Source organism: Chryseobacterium sp. UF-290, from assembly GCF_058245615.1.
This window is the reverse complement of sequence record NZ_JBSICB010000001.1, coordinates 227,614-245,493: the sequence shown is the minus strand read 5'-3', so window position 1 is coordinate 245,493 and position 17,880 is coordinate 227,614. Positions and strand designations below refer to the sequence as shown.

General features: G+C 37.9%; 17 protein-coding genes and 1 pseudogene. 13 read left to right on the top strand and 5 right to left on the bottom strand.

The features are described 5' to 3' along the window. The first annotated feature begins 196 nt into the window (after positions 1–196). Both AC4IF5_RS01085 and AC4IF5_RS01080 read left to right on the top strand, forming a co-directional pair. Positions 197–1,024, top strand: a complete 828-nt coding sequence (locus AC4IF5_RS01085; RefSeq protein ID WP_490730832.1) for an RsiV family protein — start codon at positions 197–199, stop codon at positions 1,022–1,024. Between the two features lie 4 nt (positions 1,025–1,028). Next, the gene (locus AC4IF5_RS01080) at positions 1,029–1,919 is read left to right on the top strand and encodes a diacylglycerol/lipid kinase family protein (protein ID WP_490730830.1); all 891 of its coding nucleotides are present in this window, start codon (positions 1,029–1,031) and stop codon (positions 1,917–1,919) included. 307 nt (positions 1,920–2,226) lie between these two features. Here AC4IF5_RS01080 and AC4IF5_RS01075 read toward each other — a convergent pair whose 3' ends face one another. Both AC4IF5_RS01075 and ggt read right to left on the bottom strand, forming a co-directional pair. Further along, positions 2,227–3,507 (bottom strand): dicarboxylate/amino acid:cation symporter, encoded by a 1,281-nt coding sequence (locus AC4IF5_RS01075; protein WP_490730828.1) that lies wholly within the window; start codon positions 3,505–3,507, stop codon positions 2,227–2,229. Positions 3,508–3,698: 191 nt separating this feature from the next. Then, positions 3,699–5,387, bottom strand: a complete 1,689-nt coding sequence (ggt, locus tag AC4IF5_RS01070) for a gamma-glutamyltransferase (protein WP_490730826.1) — start codon at positions 5,385–5,387, stop codon at positions 3,699–3,701. A gap of 204 nt (positions 5,388–5,591) precedes the next feature. Between ggt and AC4IF5_RS01065 the strand changes: the two genes are divergently transcribed. Beyond that, complete coding sequence (locus AC4IF5_RS01065) at positions 5,592–6,557, top strand: NAD-dependent epimerase/dehydratase family protein (protein WP_490730825.1); 966 nt, start codon at positions 5,592–5,594, stop codon at positions 6,555–6,557. An 84-nt stretch (positions 6,558–6,641) separates the two neighbouring features. Next, positions 6,642–7,394, top strand: coding sequence for a polysaccharide deacetylase family protein (locus AC4IF5_RS01060; protein ID WP_490730823.1), 753 nt, complete (start codon positions 6,642–6,644; stop codon positions 7,392–7,394). 180 nt (positions 7,395–7,574) lie between these two features. On the opposite strand, the gene AC4IF5_RS01055 is transcribed toward AC4IF5_RS01060, so the two are convergent. Next, complete coding sequence (locus AC4IF5_RS01055) at positions 7,575–8,780, bottom strand: metallophosphoesterase (RefSeq protein ID WP_490730821.1); 1,206 nt, start codon at positions 8,778–8,780, stop codon at positions 7,575–7,577. A gap of 70 nt (positions 8,781–8,850) precedes the next feature. Beyond that, the gene (locus AC4IF5_RS01050) at positions 8,851–9,918 is read right to left on the bottom strand and encodes a 3-oxoacyl-ACP synthase III family protein (protein WP_490730819.1); all 1,068 of its coding nucleotides are present in this window, start codon (positions 9,916–9,918) and stop codon (positions 8,851–8,853) included. Between the two features lie 101 nt (positions 9,919–10,019). On the opposite strand from AC4IF5_RS01050, the gene AC4IF5_RS01045 reads away from it, so the two are divergent. From AC4IF5_RS01045 to AC4IF5_RS01005, 9 genes and pseudogenes are all read left to right on the top strand, one after another. Next, positions 10,020–10,589 (top strand): hypothetical protein, encoded by a 570-nt coding sequence (locus AC4IF5_RS01045; protein WP_490730817.1) that lies wholly within the window; start codon positions 10,020–10,022, stop codon positions 10,587–10,589. 3 nt (positions 10,590–10,592) lie between these two features. Continuing rightward, complete coding sequence (gene ubiE / locus AC4IF5_RS01040) at positions 10,593–11,324, top strand: bifunctional demethylmenaquinone methyltransferase/2-methoxy-6-polyprenyl-1,4-benzoquinol methylase UbiE (protein ID WP_490730816.1); 732 nt, start codon at positions 10,593–10,595, stop codon at positions 11,322–11,324. Between the two features lie 3 nt (positions 11,325–11,327). Next, positions 11,328–12,110, top strand: coding sequence for a type IX secretion/gliding motility protein PorT/SprT (porT, locus tag AC4IF5_RS01035; protein ID WP_490730815.1), 783 nt, complete (start codon positions 11,328–11,330; stop codon positions 12,108–12,110). Between the two features lie 140 nt (positions 12,111–12,250). Further along, complete coding sequence (locus tag AC4IF5_RS01030; RefSeq protein ID WP_490730813.1) at positions 12,251–12,553, top strand: hypothetical protein; 303 nt, start codon at positions 12,251–12,253, stop codon at positions 12,551–12,553. Then, positions 12,553–12,840, top strand: coding sequence for a cell division protein ZapA (locus tag AC4IF5_RS01025; RefSeq protein WP_490730811.1), 288 nt, complete (start codon positions 12,553–12,555; stop codon positions 12,838–12,840). The genes AC4IF5_RS01030 and AC4IF5_RS01025 overlap by 1 nt, the downstream gene beginning before the upstream one ends. Positions 12,841–13,066: 226 nt before the next feature. Then, a complete protein-coding gene (rny, locus tag AC4IF5_RS01020; protein ID WP_490730809.1) occupies positions 13,067–14,635 on the top strand; it encodes a ribonuclease Y in 1,569 nt (522 codons plus the stop codon). A 74-nt stretch (positions 14,636–14,709) separates the two neighbouring features. Next, positions 14,710–15,950, top strand: a pseudogene (locus AC4IF5_RS01015) (MFS transporter). A gap of 127 nt (positions 15,951–16,077) precedes the next feature. Then, complete coding sequence (locus AC4IF5_RS01010; RefSeq protein ID WP_490730807.1) at positions 16,078–16,263, top strand: hypothetical protein; 186 nt, start codon at positions 16,078–16,080, stop codon at positions 16,261–16,263. 289 nt (positions 16,264–16,552) lie between these two features. After that, positions 16,553–16,753, top strand: coding sequence for a hypothetical protein (locus AC4IF5_RS01005; RefSeq protein ID WP_490730805.1), 201 nt, complete (start codon positions 16,553–16,555; stop codon positions 16,751–16,753). A 79-nt stretch (positions 16,754–16,832) separates the two neighbouring features. On the opposite strand, the gene AC4IF5_RS01000 is transcribed toward AC4IF5_RS01005, so the two are convergent. Then, the gene (locus AC4IF5_RS01000; RefSeq protein WP_490730803.1) at positions 16,833–17,768 is read right to left on the bottom strand and encodes a YeiH family protein; all 936 of its coding nucleotides are present in this window, start codon (positions 17,766–17,768) and stop codon (positions 16,833–16,835) included. Positions 17,769–17,880 lie beyond the last annotated feature (112 nt).

Sequence of the window (17,880 nt, the reverse complement as noted above, 5' to 3'; positions counted from 1 at the left end):
ATTATCCTAAAGAATATTATTCTGCGTTTAAACAGATTTGGGGTGTTGCTTCAAAATTTGAAAATCAGGTAATAAGCCTGATTCAAAAGTAATATTTGAATGACGGCAGGACGCTGACCATTAAAAAAATATATTTTTTTCAAAACCATTCAAAAAGATGAATGGTTTTTGTATTGATATCGGAAAATTGATAATTATGAAAAATACGATTGCAGTTTTAGTGCTGTCTTCATTCTTAGCCTTCACAGCTTGTAAAAAAAATGAAACGAGAGGAGAGATTGCAGAAAAAACGGAAAATAAACCTTCCGAAGAATTCGTGGTGGATTCTGTAAAAGTAAATGATTCTATAAAAATTACCGATTCATTAAAAGTTTCTTATACATCAAAGCTGTTGGTATTTCCTTCTTTAAAAGATCATAAGCTTTTAGACAGTATATATTTTCAGAATTCAAAAATTAAAGACTTTTCCAAGGCTGGTCTTCAGGCATACCTGGAAAATGAAAAAAATAATTATTTCAGGTCTATGAAGGAGGATAATAAAGACTGGTATTCAGATATGACCTATGCTCAGAATTGGTATTCAAGTTCTTTTATGAATTTAAAATCCAATAACAACGGATATATGCACATTCAATATACCGGAAGTGCATATATAGGTGGAGCTCACGACGAATATGGGTTTTCAGAAAGAGTTTTTGACCTTAAGAATAGTAAAAGGCTTGAGCTGAAAGATATTACCTCAATGCGTAAAGATAAAATTGAGGCTATCCTGATGAAGAATATCGATAAGATCAACAGCGGAACAACGGATAGTGACGGAGAGGTGAAAAACTCAGAAATGCTTTTGGTTGAGAAGATTCCGGCTTCAGACAACTTTTATTTTGATGAAAAGAACCTGTATTTTCACTATAGTCCTTACGAAATTGCTGCTTTTGCAGCAGGTGATATTACGATTCCTGTTTCCTGGGAAGAATTAAAGGGAACATTAAATGCAGAATTTAAAGAAAGAATGAAAATTAAGTAAATTAATGCTTCCAGTTCAGGAAGCATTTTCTATTTTTGCGGTGATGAACAAAGTAGCTTTTATTATCAATCCCTTTTCAGCCAAAAAAAATTATCAGCCGTTTTTGAATGAGCTTAAAGCTAAGGTTGACAATCCATTGTATTATGTCTCCGAATCTATTCCGGCAACAGATGAGTTTATTCAGAACCACTTTGAGGAGGTGGACATCTTTGTGGCGATCGGAGGAGACGGAACAATTTCTACTGTAGCCAAAAATCTGATCAATACCGAAAAAATTCTGGCTATTTTTCCAGCGGGTTCAGGAAACGGATTTTCCAATGAAACCCGTTTCAGTAAAAACCTTAATGAGCTTTTGGAGAAGATAAAAGCGAAGAAATCCAGAAAGATCGATACATTTACTGTGAATGACAGGCTTTCTATCAATGTTTCAGGAACAGGATTTGACGGTAAAGTCGTTAAAGAATTTGAAAAAACAAGCCGTGGATTCAAAAACTATATTAAAGTATCTTTGAAAACGTTCTTCAATTATAAGCCGATCAAGGTCAAGTTTTTTGATGAAGAATACAAGCAGTATAGCGGAAAATATCTTATGCTGAATATTGCCAATACCCGCCAGTTCGGTAATAATGCTTACATTGCCCCAAATGCAAGTAAAAGTGACGGTCTGGTTGATATGGTTTTGGTGAAAAAATTTCCTTTGACTTATTCTGCGCTCTTTGCTTTCAGGATGTTTACCAAGAGACTGAAGGATGATGAATATGTTACTTATCTTCCGGTTTCTGAGATTTCATTTAAGGTAAATACCAAAAACTGGCACCTGGACGGAGAATTTAATAAAATACAGTCACCGATCCACGTGAAAGTACAGCCTTCAAGTCTGAATATTCTGGTTTAAAATTTTCTGTCTGCTTTTTACAGGGGAAAGGTCTGGAAAAGTAAAGCTTTTATAGAAGAGATTTAATAAATCCTGATTTTATAAGTTCCTGATGCCAAGGTTGAGTGAGAGCCATTATTACTGCATTATATTGAAATTATGAATGTAAATATTTCAATAAATTACGAATTTTATTATTTATTTTTTAATTAAATTACATTTTAATTATTGAATTTTTCTATTTATATTGTTTTTGTTGTAAAGTGTTTATGGTTTTACTATGATAAAAACATTTCCTATGAAAAAACATACTTTATTTTAATGCTTTTTAAACTTCCAGTTTTTTCTCAATTTCTCCAGGGTGATTAAGGGAGTAATGAAGCTGTTCTTTGTCGAGTTGCTTTTCCCAGTTTGCTACCACTACTGTCGCTACAGAATTTCCTACTACATTGGTAAGTGCCCTGCATTCACTCATAAATTTATCAATCCCTAAGATCAGTGTCATTCCGGTAATAGGAATTTCCGGAACGACAGCCAATGTTGCCGCTAATGTCACAAATCCTGCTCCGGTAACTCCTGCTGCACCCTTTGAACTTAGCATTGCAACTAAAAGAAGCATCAGCTGTTTTTCAATAGGAAGATGAATATTGAGTGCCTGTGCGATGAAGAGGGAGGCAAGTGTCATATAAATATTGGTTCCGTCAAGGTTAAAAGAATATCCGGTAGGGACTACAAGTCCGACGATTGTTCTTGAACAGCCGGCTTTCTCCAGTTTATCCATGATCCCGGGAAGCGCAGACTCAGAGGAGCTGGTTCCCAATACCAAAAGAAGCTCCTCTTTAAGGTAGAACATCAGCTTAAAAATATTAAATCCGTTACACCAGGCTACTGCCCCTAATACCAGCACAACAAAAAGTATGGAAGTAATATAAAAGGTGGCAACGAGAAAGATAAGATTAAGAATAGAATGGAGGCCATATTTTCCTATGGTAAAAGCCATTGCCCCGAAAGCTCCAATAGGCGCAAGCTTCATCAGCATATGAACGATCTTGAATATGGGAGTCGATAAGTCCTGAAGAAAATCAGTGACCTTCTGACTTTTTTCTTTTGTTAAAACCAGGGCAATTCCCATTAAGATCGAAACAAGAAGTACCTGTAATATATTTTCCCCTACCAACGGACTAAAAAGGGTTTCAGGGATAATATTCATGACAAAACCCGTAAGGGTAGTCTCATGTGCCTTTTCCTGATATTGCGAAACATCTCCGGAAAGAGTAGAAGGATCAACATTTAAACCGTGGCCGGGTTGGAGGAGATTTCCTACGATCAAACCGATAATAAGTGCCAGCGTTGAAAACGTAAAGAAATAGATCATGGCTTTCACTGCAATTCTTCCCACTTTCTTAAGATCTGTCATATGGGCGATCCCGAGGGTTAAGGTAATGAAGATTACCGGAGCAATGATCATTTTGACCAGCTTGATAAAGCCGTCTCCTAAAGGCTTCATCTTTTCTCCCAGTTCAGGATTGAACCTTCCTAAAAGAATTCCTGCAATGATAGCTATGATTACCTGGAAATAAAGCTGCTGATAGATTTTTTTTGATTTCAATAGAAATTGTTTTTTGAGAAGGTGAAATTATGAATTTTTTCTAAAACATGACAAAAATCATAGCGTTCTGAATGTATTAGTAATACGTTAAAAAATATTGATGTTTTCAGCCTTGTCGAGTGGATGGGCACAAAAAAGGTTGGATATTCAAATCCAACCATGCTTTATCAATAATATATTGACTCATTTAATTATTCAGTAGCCACGGAATCATCACCACGGCCGTCTGCTACTGCGTGGATATTTCCGTTCTCATCAAGGATGATCATTTCGGTTTTTCCGATCTGTTTTACCTTTTCTATCACATAATTTTTGCTCTTCAATTCAGCAATAGTACTTTCAGGGAAATTGTTTTCTACACTGATGGTTTCCGGAAGCCACTGGTGGTGAAATTTAGGAGCATTTACTGAAATATTCGCATTCAGCTTAAAATCAACTACATTTACGATAGACTGATAGACGGAGGTAGGAATGGTGGTTCCTCCCGGTGTTCCCACTACCATGTAAGGCCTTCCGTTTTTCAGAAGGATGGTAGGCGTCATGGAGGAAAGCATTCTTTTGTTGGGTTGGATCGAATTGGCTTCTCCGCCTACCGCTCCGAACATATTCGGAATTCCGGGTTTGATGGAGAAATCATCCATTTCATTGTTTAAAAAGAATCCGGCACCCGAAACCAGAACTTTGCTTCCGTAATAACCGTTAAGAGTTGTTGTCACGGAGGCTGCATTCCCGTCTTTATCAAGTACGGAAATATGGGTGGTCTGTGTAGATTCTTTCGGTTGTGCTATGATCTTTCCAACTTCTGCGCTTGGAGTCGCTTTGTCAAAGCTAAAGCTTTTCCATCGGTTTTTCAGGTACTCATCAGAAGTCAGGTAAGAGGTTTTGTCCTGGATAAAATCCGGATCACCCATATATTCCGCTCTGTCTGCAAAAGCTCTTCTTTCTGCTTCTGTCATGATCTGAACAGCCTTTGTAGAATTCTGCTGGTATTTTTCAAGGTTTTCAAAGCTTGCCATTCTGAGCATCTGGGCAAGAAGAAGTCCGCCACTGGACGGTAAAGGCATTGATACAACATTGTTGCCTTTATAATCAAACTCTAAAGCCTTTCTTTCTGCCACTTTATAATTTTTAAGATCTTCCAGGGTGATGATTCCGTTACCTCTTTTCATTTCAGCAACCAGCAGCTCTGCTGTTTTTCCTTCATAAAAACCTTTTGCTCCTGATTTCTGAATCAGTTTCAGGGTTTCTGCCAAATCTTTCTGAACTAAAATATCGCCAGCCTTCCAGGGAGTATCTTTTACAAAAATGATAGATGATTTATTGTGCTTCTGAAATTTCTCTTTGTTGTTATTCAGCATATCTGCTTCCTTGTCCGTAATGGCAAATCCTTGCTCAGCCAGATCAATTGCAGGCTGGATGATTTTTTCCATCGGAAGTTTACAGTATTTTAAGGTGGCAAAAAAGCCGGCCACACTTCCCGGAACTCCTACGGCAAGCCTTCCGTTTTGAGACAGATCAGTGTCTGCTTTTCCTTTTTTGTCAAGGTACATGTCTCTTGAAGCTTTTTTGGGAGCTGTTTCCCTGTAGTCCAGTGTGAATTTTTCACCGTTGTTTTTTACCCCTACTAAAAATCCGCCTCCGCCTATATTTCCTGCCTGAGGATACACAACTGCTAATGCGTATTGTGTCGCAGTGGCAGCGTCGTAAGCATTGCCCCCCATCCGTAAGATTTTTGCTCCGGCTTCACTGGCCAGAGGATGTGCGGATACTACTACACCCTTTTTCTTTACCTGTACTTCCTTTATGATATTGATGTCCGTAAACTGCGCCCATCCAAGTTGGCTTACTAACAGAACCGAAGCCATTAAAATCTTCTTCATATGATTGTTTTTCTTTGAAACAAAATTATCGATTTTTATGTAAACGGGGGCTGGGGATCTTTATATTTGATTTTTTCTATCATTTGAAGAAAGCAGGATGGTGAAGAATTAAGATGATTTTCAAAGGTATATTTTTTAATTCCCCTTTTTTATTATGGTTGACATGTTTTTTTTACTTTTGTACAATTCTAAAAAAATCTGAAAATGGAATCCTATACGGAAAGAATACTGATTACAGGTGCGCTGGGACAAATCGGCACCGAACTTACTAACAGACTTGTTGAAATCCACGGAGCAGAGAACGTTGTTGCTTCAGGATTGGACAGATGGCAGGAAGGAATTACTTCCGCAGGGCATTATGAAAGAATGGATGTTACGAATACGCAGCTCGTAAGACAGGTGATCAAAGACTATGACATCACTACAGTGTATCACCTGGCCTCCCTTTTATCCGGAACTTCTGAAAAGCAGCCTGTTTTTGCCTGGAAACTGAATCTGGAACCTCTGCTTCATTTCTGTGAAATGGCGAAAGAAGGACTTCTTAAAAAGATCTTCTGGCCAAGTTCTATTGCTGTGTTTGGAAAAGGAATTCCAAAACATGATGTGGGACAGGATGTGGTTTTAAATCCGACAACTGTTTACGGAATCTCTAAAATGGCCGGAGAGAAGTGGTGCGAGTACTATTTTGACAAATATGGAGTAGATGTAAGAAGTATCAGATATCCTGGTCTGATCTCATGGAAGACCCCGGCAGGTGGTGGAACCACAGACTATGCCGTTGAGATTTTCTATAAAGCGATAGAGGAGGGGAAATATACAAGCTTCATTTCTGAGAATACAGGAATGCCAATGTTGTATATGGATGATGCGATCAATGCAACGTTGAAATTGATGGAAGCTCCTAAGGAAAGTCTGACGGTTCGTTCATCTTATAATTTAGGAGGGATGTCATTTACCCCAAAAGAACTGGCGGAAGAAATCAAAAAAGAAATCCCGGATTTTTCGATTGATTACAACCCGGATTTCAGACAGGCGATTGCAGATTCATGGCCGGCTTCCATCGATGATTCTGTAGCCAAAAAAGACTGGGGGCTGACGTATGATTTCGGAATTTCTGAAATGACAAAAGATATGATCAGAAATCTTAAAGTAAAATTAGCTAAGAAATAATAATGTAAAGTAAAGATTTAATTAATTATTGTTTTAACATCTGATTTTTAATTTATTATAACTTTTATCTAAAATTTAATTTAAATGGTATTATTGACTTTTAACATCATGAATATTGAAGCTGAACCTAAAAATGGTGTTCAGATCACTGATGAGGAAAGACTGAAAATTACAGAAGATAATACCAAAGCTATTCTCAGGATTTTAGAGATTCATGACATAAAAGCAAGTTTTTTTATCGAAGTTTCTATCGCTGAAAAACTGCAGAATCTTATAAAAGCAATTTCATCCAAAGGGCATGAAATTGCTTTTTACAATAAAGGTTCAAACCTTGAGGAAATTGAAAATACGAAGAAGAATATTCAGGATCTTTTGGAAAAGCAGATTAGGGGAATTCGTCAGAAGGATATGAAGGTGCCGCAGGAAAGTTTGAAGATGATGGAGTTTAATTATGTTTCGAATATTGATAATGCCAATATTCTTTTTCCTTTCAAACGTCTGAAGAGAGATACGGAAATTACGGAAGAAAACGGCCTGAGTATGGTGCCGGAAAGTATCTCTCCTTACAGTCAGCTGCCGTACAATGATTTTGTATTTCAGATCCTGCCAATGAAGTATTATCAGACTATGATTCTCGAAACCCTACAGAATGAAGAATTTGTTCTGATCTATCTCAATTCCTGGCAGTTTACGGATTTTAAGAAATACCGTTTTGATATCCCATTTTACCGGAGCCTGTTTTCGGGCAAAAAAATGGAGGACAAATTAGATGTCCTCCTTACTTTTATCAACGGGAAAGAGCTTGCGGTTTCCCGTATGAAAGATTATGTTTTTTAGGTTGCAGGTTGCTGATGTCAGGAGTAGGTAGTAGCAGGGATTAGGCTTGAATATCAGTAGTGAGGCCAGAACCGGAACATACACTTATAAAACCAGAAACTATATATACAATTTATTAAACTCTGATTTTACATCTTCTCTTTTCCAATCTTTACTTTTCAACCTGAAACCTACATTCTGCTAGCTCAATTCAAAAAGCGTGATCTCTGGTAATACACCAACTCTTCCAGGGTACCCAAGAACTCCAAATCCTCTGTTGACATACAAGAGTTTTCCTTCACTTTCATAGAGATCGGCCCATTTTGGATAACGGTACTGAACCGGTGACCACTTGATATTTTTAAGATCCAGGCCGAACTGCATACCATGAGTATGTCCGGAAAGGGTCAGGTGAATGTTTCCAGGGTGTTTTTTTACCACATAGTCAAAGTGGGTAGGATCGTGGCTCATTAAGATCTTTGTTGCGGATTCCGGCACATTTTTCAAAGCATCATCAATTTTACCGAACTGAGGAAAAGGTTTTAACCCCCAGTTTTCAACTCCGAGAATGTAGAGTTGTTCTCCATTTTTCTCAATCACTCTGTGCTCGTTTCTCAACATGTCAAAGCCAGCCTGTTTTTCATAATCGATCAGGGTTTCAAGATTGTCTTTTTTAGCTTTAGGGGAAGCCCAGGATACATAATCTCCGTAATCATGGTTTCCTAATACCGCAAACTTACCGTCTTTAGCCTGAATTTGTGAAAACAGAGGAATAAAAGGCTTAAACTCGTCAGCAACATTGTTGACCATGTCTCCGGTAAATAGAACAAGATCCGGTTTCTGCTCATTGATCAGATCGACAGCGTGTTGCAGCTTTCCCGGATCAGAGAAGCTTCCGCTGTGTACATCGGAGATCTGAATGATCTTATAGCCTTTGAAGCTTTTGGGAAGACCGGGAAACTTTACTTTTACTTTTCTTACTTTGTGACGGTATTTCCCGAAGGTAATTCCGTCTATGAATAAAGCGGAAAGCACACCGCTCATTCCCAGCCCTACAAGGCTCAAGAATTTTCTCCTTTCCGGAAAGAAATTTTCTGTAGGTTGGGCAAAACCGATCAGGTAGCCGCCGATACGGACGATGTCATCGATCAATAAAAATAAAACCACAAAGATTTTGGGAAGGATAAATATCACAAACAATGAAACCATAATCTGGGCTCTGGCAGTGCTTCTGTCTGATCTTTGGAGATGGGTAATTTCGTATGCGAAAATTCCGTAAATGATCAGGGATATCACCCAATACCCAATTCTTAGCCAGGAATTCTCAGTCAGGGTTCTTATGGCCTGATAAATATAAATCTCCAAAAACAGGAAGATTCCGGCGATGATTAAAAAATTCTTCTGCATATTCTGGTTTAAAAAAAGCACAAAAGAAGACTTCCTTTGTGCTTTTTATATTTTTAAATTAAAATTACTTTTAAGGAAATCTGTAAACGATAGCATTGATGTTCATTCCGGCACCTACCGAAGTCATCACAATGTTACCTTTATCCTTAAACGATTGACCCTCCATTTTTCCTTTAATTATTAAATCATACATAGTAGGAATGGTTGCTACAGAGGTATTTCCAAGGTCCTGGATCGTCATGGGAGAGATTGCGTGATCATATTCTTTTACGTCATAAAGCTTGTGAAGTCTCTCGATCATCGCATAATCCATCTTGGCATTAGCCTGGTGGATCAGGATCTTATCGATATCTTCAATAGAAAGGCCAGCGTCTGTAATGGTTTCTTTGATGGCTACCGGGACATTTTTAAGAGCATATTCATAAATCTTTCTGCCCAGCATTCTTACATAAAGACGTCTTTGGTCTACTTCTTTGTTGATAGAAGGTTGATTTTCAAGGTAGTTCAGTTCCGGACCGTTGTCACAGATTGTATTGTGTGCGATAATGCCTACATTTTCATCATCAGTGGCTTTTACAACAACAGCTCCTGCGCCGTCAGCAAAAATCATTCTGTTTCTGTCATGCGGATCTGTTACACGGCTTAACGTTTCTCCTCCAATGATCAAAATAGTTTTTGCAACTTTAGCCTTAATTAAATTATCAGCTAAGATCATCGCTTCCACCCATCCCGGACATCCGAAAAGCATATCATAAGTTACACATTTTCTGTTTCTAATGCCCAGTTTGTTCTTTACTCTTGCAGCCATTGTCGGCATAAAATCAGCATATCCGTTTTCAGTAACTTCTCCGAAATTGCTTGCATAAATAATATAATCCAATTCTTCGCCGTCTACTTTTGCATCTTCCAGAGCAATTTTTGCGGCTTCATAACCGATTTTTGAATTGGAAAGATCATCTTCAATAAATCTCCTGTTTTCGATTTCTGTAATTTCTACAAATTTCGCAATAGTTTCTTCCACAGGCTTTTCAATCTTTACACCATCCTCTGTGTAGAACTCGGAATTCATGAAATAATCCCTACCAATAACTCTGTTCGGAATATAACATCCAGAGCCAATAATGATCGTATTCGGCATTCGTTTATATGATTTTTTTAAAGATGCAAAGTTAATAATTAATATTAATAACGAAGAATTAAAAATATTATTAAATTTGCAAAAATTGTACTTTACAATCTATGAAAAACAACCCGTCCTTAAAAGGCTTACTCATTGCAGCTGTGGCGTTTATCGTTGCCTTTGGGATCTACTTCCTTTTTTTAGCCAAGAAGAATTATTATGTTGTAGATAATCCTACCCCGAATACGTATTATTTTAAGATCAATAACGGATCTGAAGGAATCATTTCAGCGGGGCAGTATGTGCATGTGGATTTGAATAAAGGGAAAAACTCTATTCAGGTTTATGATCAGAATAAAAAAATGCTTTACGATTCGGCATTTGAAGTGAACAAGCTGCGTGGTCTGGTCAATATTGCGCATCAGGATTACTACGTAAACGAACAGTATTATGGCTATAATCTTAAAAAGGATTCATTGCTGATGGCACTTGATAAGACCGTGATTGACGGAAAGGATTATTACGGAGGGGCGAAACGCTTCAATAAGCTTTACACAGAAGATTTTTATTACAATGTAGATGAAGATTACGATAAGGTAATCAAAAACATCCAGAAAGTGGAATCAAGATCAAAGATCTTCAGAAAGCAGGATTACCTAAATTATTATAAAGAATATTACAAGTTTTAAGTTTTGACAAAAGATATCACCAAAGTTACTCCCTACAATTCAGAGGCTACAAAGAAGAGCCAGGTAGAGGATATGTTCGACAATATTGCACCGAAGTACGACCTTCTGAACCATGTTTTATCCATGAAAATTGATGTTCTGTGGAGAAATAAACTGGTAAGATGGATGAAAAATGACAATCCGCAGGAAGTGCTGGATGTGGCTACAGGAACGGGAGATCTGGCAATTACCATTGAAAAAGGAACCGGTTCTAAAGTAGTTGGTTTAGATTTATCACAACAAATGCTGAATGTTGGCGTTATTAAAATAAAAAAACTTAAATTAGACGGCAAAATTTCCATGCAAAAAGGAGATGCAGAAAATTTACCTTTCGAGGACAATAGATTCGATGCTGTTTCCGTTGCATTTGGAGTGAGGAATTTTGAGAACCTTACCAAAGGTTTGGCAGAGTTAAGAAGAGTTGTTAAAGATAACAAGAGTGTTTATATACTGGAGTTTTCAAAGGTTGAGGGTTTCATGGGACCGCTTTATATGTTTTATTTCAGAAATATATTACCTGCCATAGGCAGACTGGTTTCCAAAGATAATAGGGCGTATACATACCTTCCGGATTCTGTAAATGCTTTTCCTTTCGGGGAGAAGATGAAGCAAATTCTTTTAGATACGGGATTTAAGAAAGTAGAATATAAAAAACTAAGTTTAGGTATAGCCACAATTTATAAAGCAACAAAGTAACCTATGAATAAATTTTTATTAAGAGCACTGGTTTTAGCCTCAGTAAATGTTGCCGTTTTTGCAGACGCGCAATTCAGAACCCGAAACAGAATGGATAAGTTGGAAGATTTCGACGAACAGAAATTCAGTTGGGGTTTTTATTTGAACGGGAACAGGCTGGACTACCGCATTGTATTACATCCAAGATATGGTTCAAATGATAATCAGAATCTTGTTACCTCTAAAGAAAGTTACAGTTTCGGTGCGGGACTTATTGCAAAATGGAGGCTGAACGACTATCTTGATGTAAGAATAGAGCCGGGTTTACAGTTCGCACAAAGACAGTTGACTTTTAATACTCAATCTAATGACGTCTATGCAGGTGGATCTTTAACGAATCCTCCCTTCACGCCGTTCCCTTTACAGGAGAGAGATAAAGTAAGAGAAATTAAATCCACTTTGGTCGATATTCCTGTTCTTTTGGAACTTCATGGGCAGAGATGGTACAATTCAAGGCCTTACGTTGCTGCAGGGGTAAACTATATCGTAAACCTCCAGTCTAATGCAACTTCTACTGATGATAACATGCAGGGGATCTTCAGATCCACAACACACAATTTTGCATGGTCTGCAGAAATGGGAATTCAGTTTTATTTCAACAAATTTAAATTGACACCGGCAATCAGGGGAACATTCTTCATGAACAATGAAAAAGTGGCGGATAACGCGACTACACCTCCTTACTGGTCATCTGCGGTTTCCACATTACAGACAAGAGCGGTTATGTTTGTTCTGAAATTTGAATAAGAAAATATCATATTGAAAATATACAGGAGACGCTTTAGCGTCTCCTTTTTTGTAGGTAGTCCAAAATATAGGGCGTTTTATTTTTGTTAGTGTTAATATTTTTTTATTTTTGCTTCTAGTTAGAATATACAAAACCTGAAATGCTTCAAGACTTAGAAAACAATTTTTCAGAATTAGAGAGAAAAATTTTGGCTCTGCAAAAGAACTACAGGAGCCTTACTGAAAAGTTATCAGAATTAAGTATTGAGCATGAAGAGTTGAAGAAGAAGTATGATGAGGAAAGAAGAAGAAATCAGGTCTTAGCAGAAGAACAAAAAAATATAAAACTTTATTCAGCAATATCAGGAAATCCTGAACATAATAGGTTAATGAAAAACCATATCAACAGATTGGTGAAAGAAATTGATTTCTGTATTGCTCAGCTTCAAAACAGTGGATTATAATGGAGGTAAGGAGAATAACCATCAACATTGCAGGAAGAGTATATCCGCTGAACGTACCCGCAGCAGAAGAGGAAACATTGCGTAAGGTAGGGAAGCAGATCGAGAATATGATTAAAGATTTTGAACAGAACTTCGATGTAAGAGATAAACAGGACGCTTTGGCGATGTGTGCCCTGAAACTGGGAACCAATGCGGAGGTCGTGTCTCTTAACTACGAGAAAAATATTAATTCTACCAACGAAAGATTAACACAAATTAATCAGTCGTTGAATGAAATCGGGAAATAGATTTTTTTTCCCGGACAGACTGCCTACAATAATTCTAACACATTAAAGGTAAACTCAACGCTAAACAATTACCGAGCAAATGTCCATTGAATGGCGTGCCGGACTTCCGGATTACAGACAGTGGAAATCAGTTCAAATCGTGTTGATTAGGAGTTTACTCTCAATCGCTGAATTGTTGTGGGCTTTTTTATTTGGATATGAAGACAATTAAAACTCAATATATATTATGACAACAGCCATTATAGTCGGCGTTATTTGTTTAGTTATTGGGGCGGTAATAGGGATTTTTTTCTCTAAAAGCTCACTGAATACTAAAGCAAAATTTATCATAGATGATGCAAAGAAAAATGCCGAAAACCTTATAGAAAAAGCTAACGTACAAGCTGAATCCATAAAGAAAGAAAAGAACCTTCAGGCTAAAGAAAAGTTCCTGGAATTAAAATCTCAGCATGATGCTGATATCCAGGTTCGTGAAAAGAAAATGCAGGAGGTAGAAAAAAGAATCAAGGACAAGGAGCACAAGCTGAATGATGAGCTTAGCAAAACAGGAAAGCTTGAAAAGGATCTGGATAAGCAGATCGCAGATTATGCAAAGAAAAACGAGATTTTAGACAGGAAACAGCAGGAATTGGATGTTGCAACCGCTAAAAAAGTTGAAATCTTGGAGAAAATCGCTAATTATACAGCGGAAGAAGCTAAAGCTGAATTGGTAGAAACCATGAAAGCAGAAGCTAAAACAAGAGCTCAGGCCCATGTTCAGAGCATTATGGAAGAAGCTCAGATGAATGCTAAGAATGAGGCCAGAAAGATTGTTATCCAGACCATTCAGAGAATCGGAACGGAACAGGCAATCGAAAACTCTGTCTCTGTTTTCAACATCGAATCTGATGAAGTAAAAGGTAGAATTATCGGTAGAGAAGGTAGAAATATCCGTGCTTTGGAAGCGGTAACAGGAGTAGAGATCATCGTTGACGATACCCCGGAAGCCATCCTTCTTTCATGCTTCGATCCGGTAAGAAGAGAGATCGCAAGATTATCACTTCACAGATTGGTTACGGATGGTAGAATTCACCCGGCAAGAATCGAGGAAGTGGTTGAAAAAACCAGAAAGCAAATAGAAGAGGAGATCATTGAAGTAGGAAAAAGAACAATCATTGATTTAGGAATCCACGGATTACACCCTGAGCTGATCAAGATCGTGGGTAGAATGAAGTACCGTTCTTCTTACGGACAGAACTTATTACAGCACTCAAGAGAGGTAGCCAATATTGCCGCAACAATGGCTGCTGAATTAGGATTAAATGTAAAACTGGCTAAAAGAGCAGGTCTTTTACACGATATTGGTAAAGTTCCTGAGCAGGAATCTGAATTGCCACACGCCTTATTAGGGATGCAGTGGGCAGAGAAATACGGTGAAAACCCGGAAGTTGTTAACGCAATTGGAGCTCACCACGATGAAATCGAAATGAAATCATTATTATCTCCGATCATTCAGGTAGCTGATGCCATTTCAGGAGCAAGACCCGGAGCAAGAAGACAGGTACTGGAATCTTACATCCAGAGACTGAAAGACCTTGAATCTGCTGCATTAAGCTTTGATGGTGTATCAAGCGCCTATGCGATCCAGGCAGGCAGAGAGCTGAGAGTAATGGTGGAGAGCGGAAAAGTAAATGATGAAGTAGCTTCCCAGCTGTCCTATGACATCTCTGAAAAGATTCAGAATGAGCTTACTTATCCGGGACAGGTAAAAGTAACGGTGATCAGAGAAACGAGAGCCGTGAATATTGCAAGATAATATTCAGATCAAGATATTTTATAAAAACCTTTCAGGAAATTGAAAGGTTTTTTTATTTTTATCAAAACTTAAAAATGCAAGAACTGTCCCTGTCTTCAAAACTGAAGTACATTTTCTCTATTCCCGTTATTATTTCCGCCTTAGGCTATTTTGTAGATATCTATGATCTCCTTTTATTCGGAATCGTAAGAATTCCAAGTTTAAAAGCGCTGGGGCTTGACCCGGATGCAGACGGAACCTTTATTCTGAACTGTCAGATGGTGGGACTTCTCCTGGGAGGAGTGTTCTGGGGCATTTTTGGAGATAAGAAGGGAAGGCTCTCCGTACTCTTCGGCTCTATTATGGTGTATTCTTTGGCTAACATCGCCTGTGGTTTTCTGCCTTACTTTCCGAAAGAGCATTTAGTGTACCAATATGCCGCCTTAAGGTTTATTGCAGGTATCGGTCTGGCTGGAGAGCTGGGAGCCGGAATTACCCTTGTTTCTGAAAGTCTGCCAAAGAATTTAAGGGCGATCGGAACATCAGTGGTGGCCGGTTTCGGACTGATGGGGGCCGTAGTGGCCCAACTGACGGTAGAGCTGGCCGGAGGGTGGAATATCTCTTATATCATCGGCGGGATAATGGGAATCCTGTTATTGCTGCTGAGGATAAGTGTATCCGAGTCCGGAATTTATAAGAATATGGAGCATAAAAATATCTCCAAGGGAATTTTCTGTCCTTTTTCACGAATAAAGACAGGCTGATAAGGTATTTAAAGTGTATAGCAGTGGGATTGCCTACCTGGTACTGTATAGGGATTCTGGCTGTTTTAGCTAACCAGTTTGCCCCTGAATTGGGTATAAAGGATATCAACCCCGGAAAAGCGATTATGTGGGCTTATGTGGGGATTTCTGTGGGTGATCTGCTGAGTGGGTTTATCTCCCATGCGTTGAAATCCCGTAAAATGGCGATCTTCTATATGCTGATCTTTACGCTGATCGGAGTTGCTATCATGTTATTCGGAAATACCAATACCGAAACAAAATATTATATGTTCTGCATATGGCTGGGTTTTGGAACAGGATATTGGGCCATGTTTGTAACCTTAGCGGCGGAGCAGTTCGGAACCAACATCAGAAATACAGCAACGACAACCGTTCCGAATATGGTCAGAGGGCTTGTGCCTGTCATGATTCTGGCTTTTGATTCGCTTAAAGGCCGTTTTTCAGTAGTGGAAAGCGCTGCCATTGTAGGAGTAGTGGTATTCGGGCTTGCTTTTTATTCCTCACTTACTATTTCGGAAACCCACGACAGGGATCTTGAATTTACTGAATAGCTCAGTTTTTTTAGGTTTAAATATAAGATTATGAGTTAATTAACATTTTTTTATGCTTTGAATGATTATTATTTATTTACTTTTGAAAGTAAACTGAATTATATTGTTTAACTAAAATCAAATCATCATGTCACAGAAAATTTTTAAAAATGCCAAAAAGCTGGAAAGAAACGACCTTAAAGATATCGCAGGAGGTGTAAGTGGTATAGCAACCCCTGATCTTTCACTGTGCGGCTGTAGCTGTACGGGCGCAGTAACAGGTCCGTCATATTGTATCAAATACAAAAGATGCCTGCAGGTAATAACCTGTTAAGTAGAAAACATTTTATTATAAAAACCTTTTGAGAAATCGAAAGGTTTTATTTTTCTCAGAAACATAAGATATATCTGGCAGCAATGCGAGTCTGAGTCAGAAGCTTTAATTTATGGAGTGATTTATTTTGTTTAATAAATAAATATGGATTATTGCCTGTTTATTTATATTAATAAGGTTAAAATCAATATATTATTGAAATTTATATTAAATTATGTTGTGAATATTTAATATTTGTTTAACTTTGGGAAGTAACTAAAACTATATTGTTTAATCAAAACCCAATCACATGAACATTATTAAAAATGCTAAAAAGCTAAGAAAACAGGATCTTAAAAATATTACCGGAGGCCTTGATAGCTGGGCTAATATTGAAAAAGATATATCCCTTTGCGGCTGTAGCTGCTCGGGATCTGTGACAGGTCCTAAGTACTGTATTGAATATATTGCCTGCCCTCAGGTGTATACTTGTGACCAGTCTGCTATTTAAGACATTATTTCGATATGAAATAAACATTTCCACATTTAATATGCCGAACCCTTCTGATTTTCAGAAGGGTTCGGTTCTTTTAATGAAGGATGTAAAGTAAGCTGCCTATACTTATGATTCCCCATAGAAGCACTGCGGTAAACAAAGGTTTGAACCCTATCGTTTTCAATGTCCGGATAGAAAGCGTGGAACCAATAAAGAATAAGGTCAGGTTTAATCCTGATTTTGCTAAAACAGTGATAAAGCCGCTGAACCGATCAAAAAAAGGAAAGTAAGTATTCAAAAGGATTGCAATAATGAAGTATCCGATAAACCAGGGAATTTTGATTGTAGAATCTTTACTTTTGAAAATAAACATGGTAATCACGGAAACCGGGATGATCCATAAAGCACGGGCAAGTTTTACCGTTGTCGCTATTTTTAAAGCTTCATCACCATATTTACCGGCTGCCCCCACTACAGAGCTTGTATCATGAATGCCGACCGCACACCATAATCCGAACTGTTCCTGTGAAAGGTTCAGCAGATGCCCGATGGCAGGATAAATGAATAAAGCAATAGAATTAAGTGTAAAAACGATGGCAAGTGCCAGGGAAATCTGTTTCGTATCAGGTTTGATAATAGGGGTAACGGCAGCAATCGCACTTCCGCCACAAATAGCCGTTCCGGCAGAAAGGAGATAAGATAAAGGTCTTTCCAGCCTGAATACTTTCCCTAAAAAATATCCAAAAACCATTACGGTTACAATACTTATGACAGTTAACATTAATCCCGTCTTTCCGGCATGCAGCGCTTCATCCAGTTTTAGCCCGAACCCGAGGCCCACAATAGAGATCTGTAAAAGCAGGTGGATATACTGATGAAGATGCTTTTCAAAAGGATTCCCGATAAAAACCGTCAATGCGAAGCCTAAAGCGAGAGCTATGGGAGAAGATACCACCGGAGTTAGACATACAACAGCCAATACCATAAAAACTACTTTCCGTGTCATTTCATTCTGAATGAAATTTTTCATAATGCAAACTTTTAAAATCTGCATCAAAATTCCGGAATTTAGTATTACAAAGTAAATCGTATTTTGTTATATTTAATAACTATAAGTTATATCTTTGATTATGGATTATAAG

Excerpts from the sequence above, each read along its gene's own strand:
- AC4IF5_RS01025 (WP_490730811.1), top strand. The coding sequence starts at position 12,553 with ATGGAGGTAAGGAGAATAACCATCAACATTGCAGGAAGAGTATATCCG.
- rny (WP_490730809.1), top strand. The coding sequence starts at position 13,067 with ATGACAACAGCCATTATAGTCGGCGTTATTTGTTTAGTTATTGGGGCG.
- AC4IF5_RS01085 (WP_490730832.1), top strand. The coding sequence starts at position 197 with ATGAAAAATACGATTGCAGTTTTAGTGCTGTCTTCATTCTTAGCCTTC.
- porT (WP_490730815.1), top strand. The coding sequence starts at position 11,328 with ATGAATAAATTTTTATTAAGAGCACTGGTTTTAGCCTCAGTAAATGTT.
- AC4IF5_RS01060 (WP_490730823.1), top strand. The coding sequence starts at position 6,642 with ATGGTATTATTGACTTTTAACATCATGAATATTGAAGCTGAACCTAAA.
- AC4IF5_RS01030 (WP_490730813.1), top strand. The coding sequence starts at position 12,251 with ATGCTTCAAGACTTAGAAAACAATTTTTCAGAATTAGAGAGAAAAATT.
- AC4IF5_RS01005 (WP_490730805.1), top strand. The coding sequence starts at position 16,553 with ATGAACATTATTAAAAATGCTAAAAAGCTAAGAAAACAGGATCTTAAA.
- AC4IF5_RS01045 (WP_490730817.1), top strand. The coding sequence starts at position 10,020 with ATGAAAAACAACCCGTCCTTAAAAGGCTTACTCATTGCAGCTGTGGCG.
- AC4IF5_RS01080 (WP_490730830.1), top strand. The coding sequence starts at position 1,029 with ATGCTTCCAGTTCAGGAAGCATTTTCTATTTTTGCGGTGATGAACAAA.
- AC4IF5_RS01065 (WP_490730825.1), top strand. The coding sequence starts at position 5,592 with ATGGAATCCTATACGGAAAGAATACTGATTACAGGTGCGCTGGGACAA.
- AC4IF5_RS01050 (WP_490730819.1), bottom strand. The coding sequence starts at position 9,918 with ATGCCGAATACGATCATTATTGGCTCTGGATGTTATATTCCGAACAGA.
- AC4IF5_RS01000 (WP_490730803.1), bottom strand. The coding sequence starts at position 17,768 with ATGAAAAATTTCATTCAGAATGAAATGACACGGAAAGTAGTTTTTATG.
- ggt (WP_490730826.1), bottom strand. The coding sequence starts at position 5,387 with ATGAAGAAGATTTTAATGGCTTCGGTTCTGTTAGTAAGCCAACTTGGA.
- AC4IF5_RS01055 (WP_490730821.1), bottom strand. The coding sequence starts at position 8,780 with ATGCAGAAGAATTTTTTAATCATCGCCGGAATCTTCCTGTTTTTGGAG.
- AC4IF5_RS01010 (WP_490730807.1), top strand. The coding sequence starts at position 16,078 with ATGTCACAGAAAATTTTTAAAAATGCCAAAAAGCTGGAAAGAAACGAC.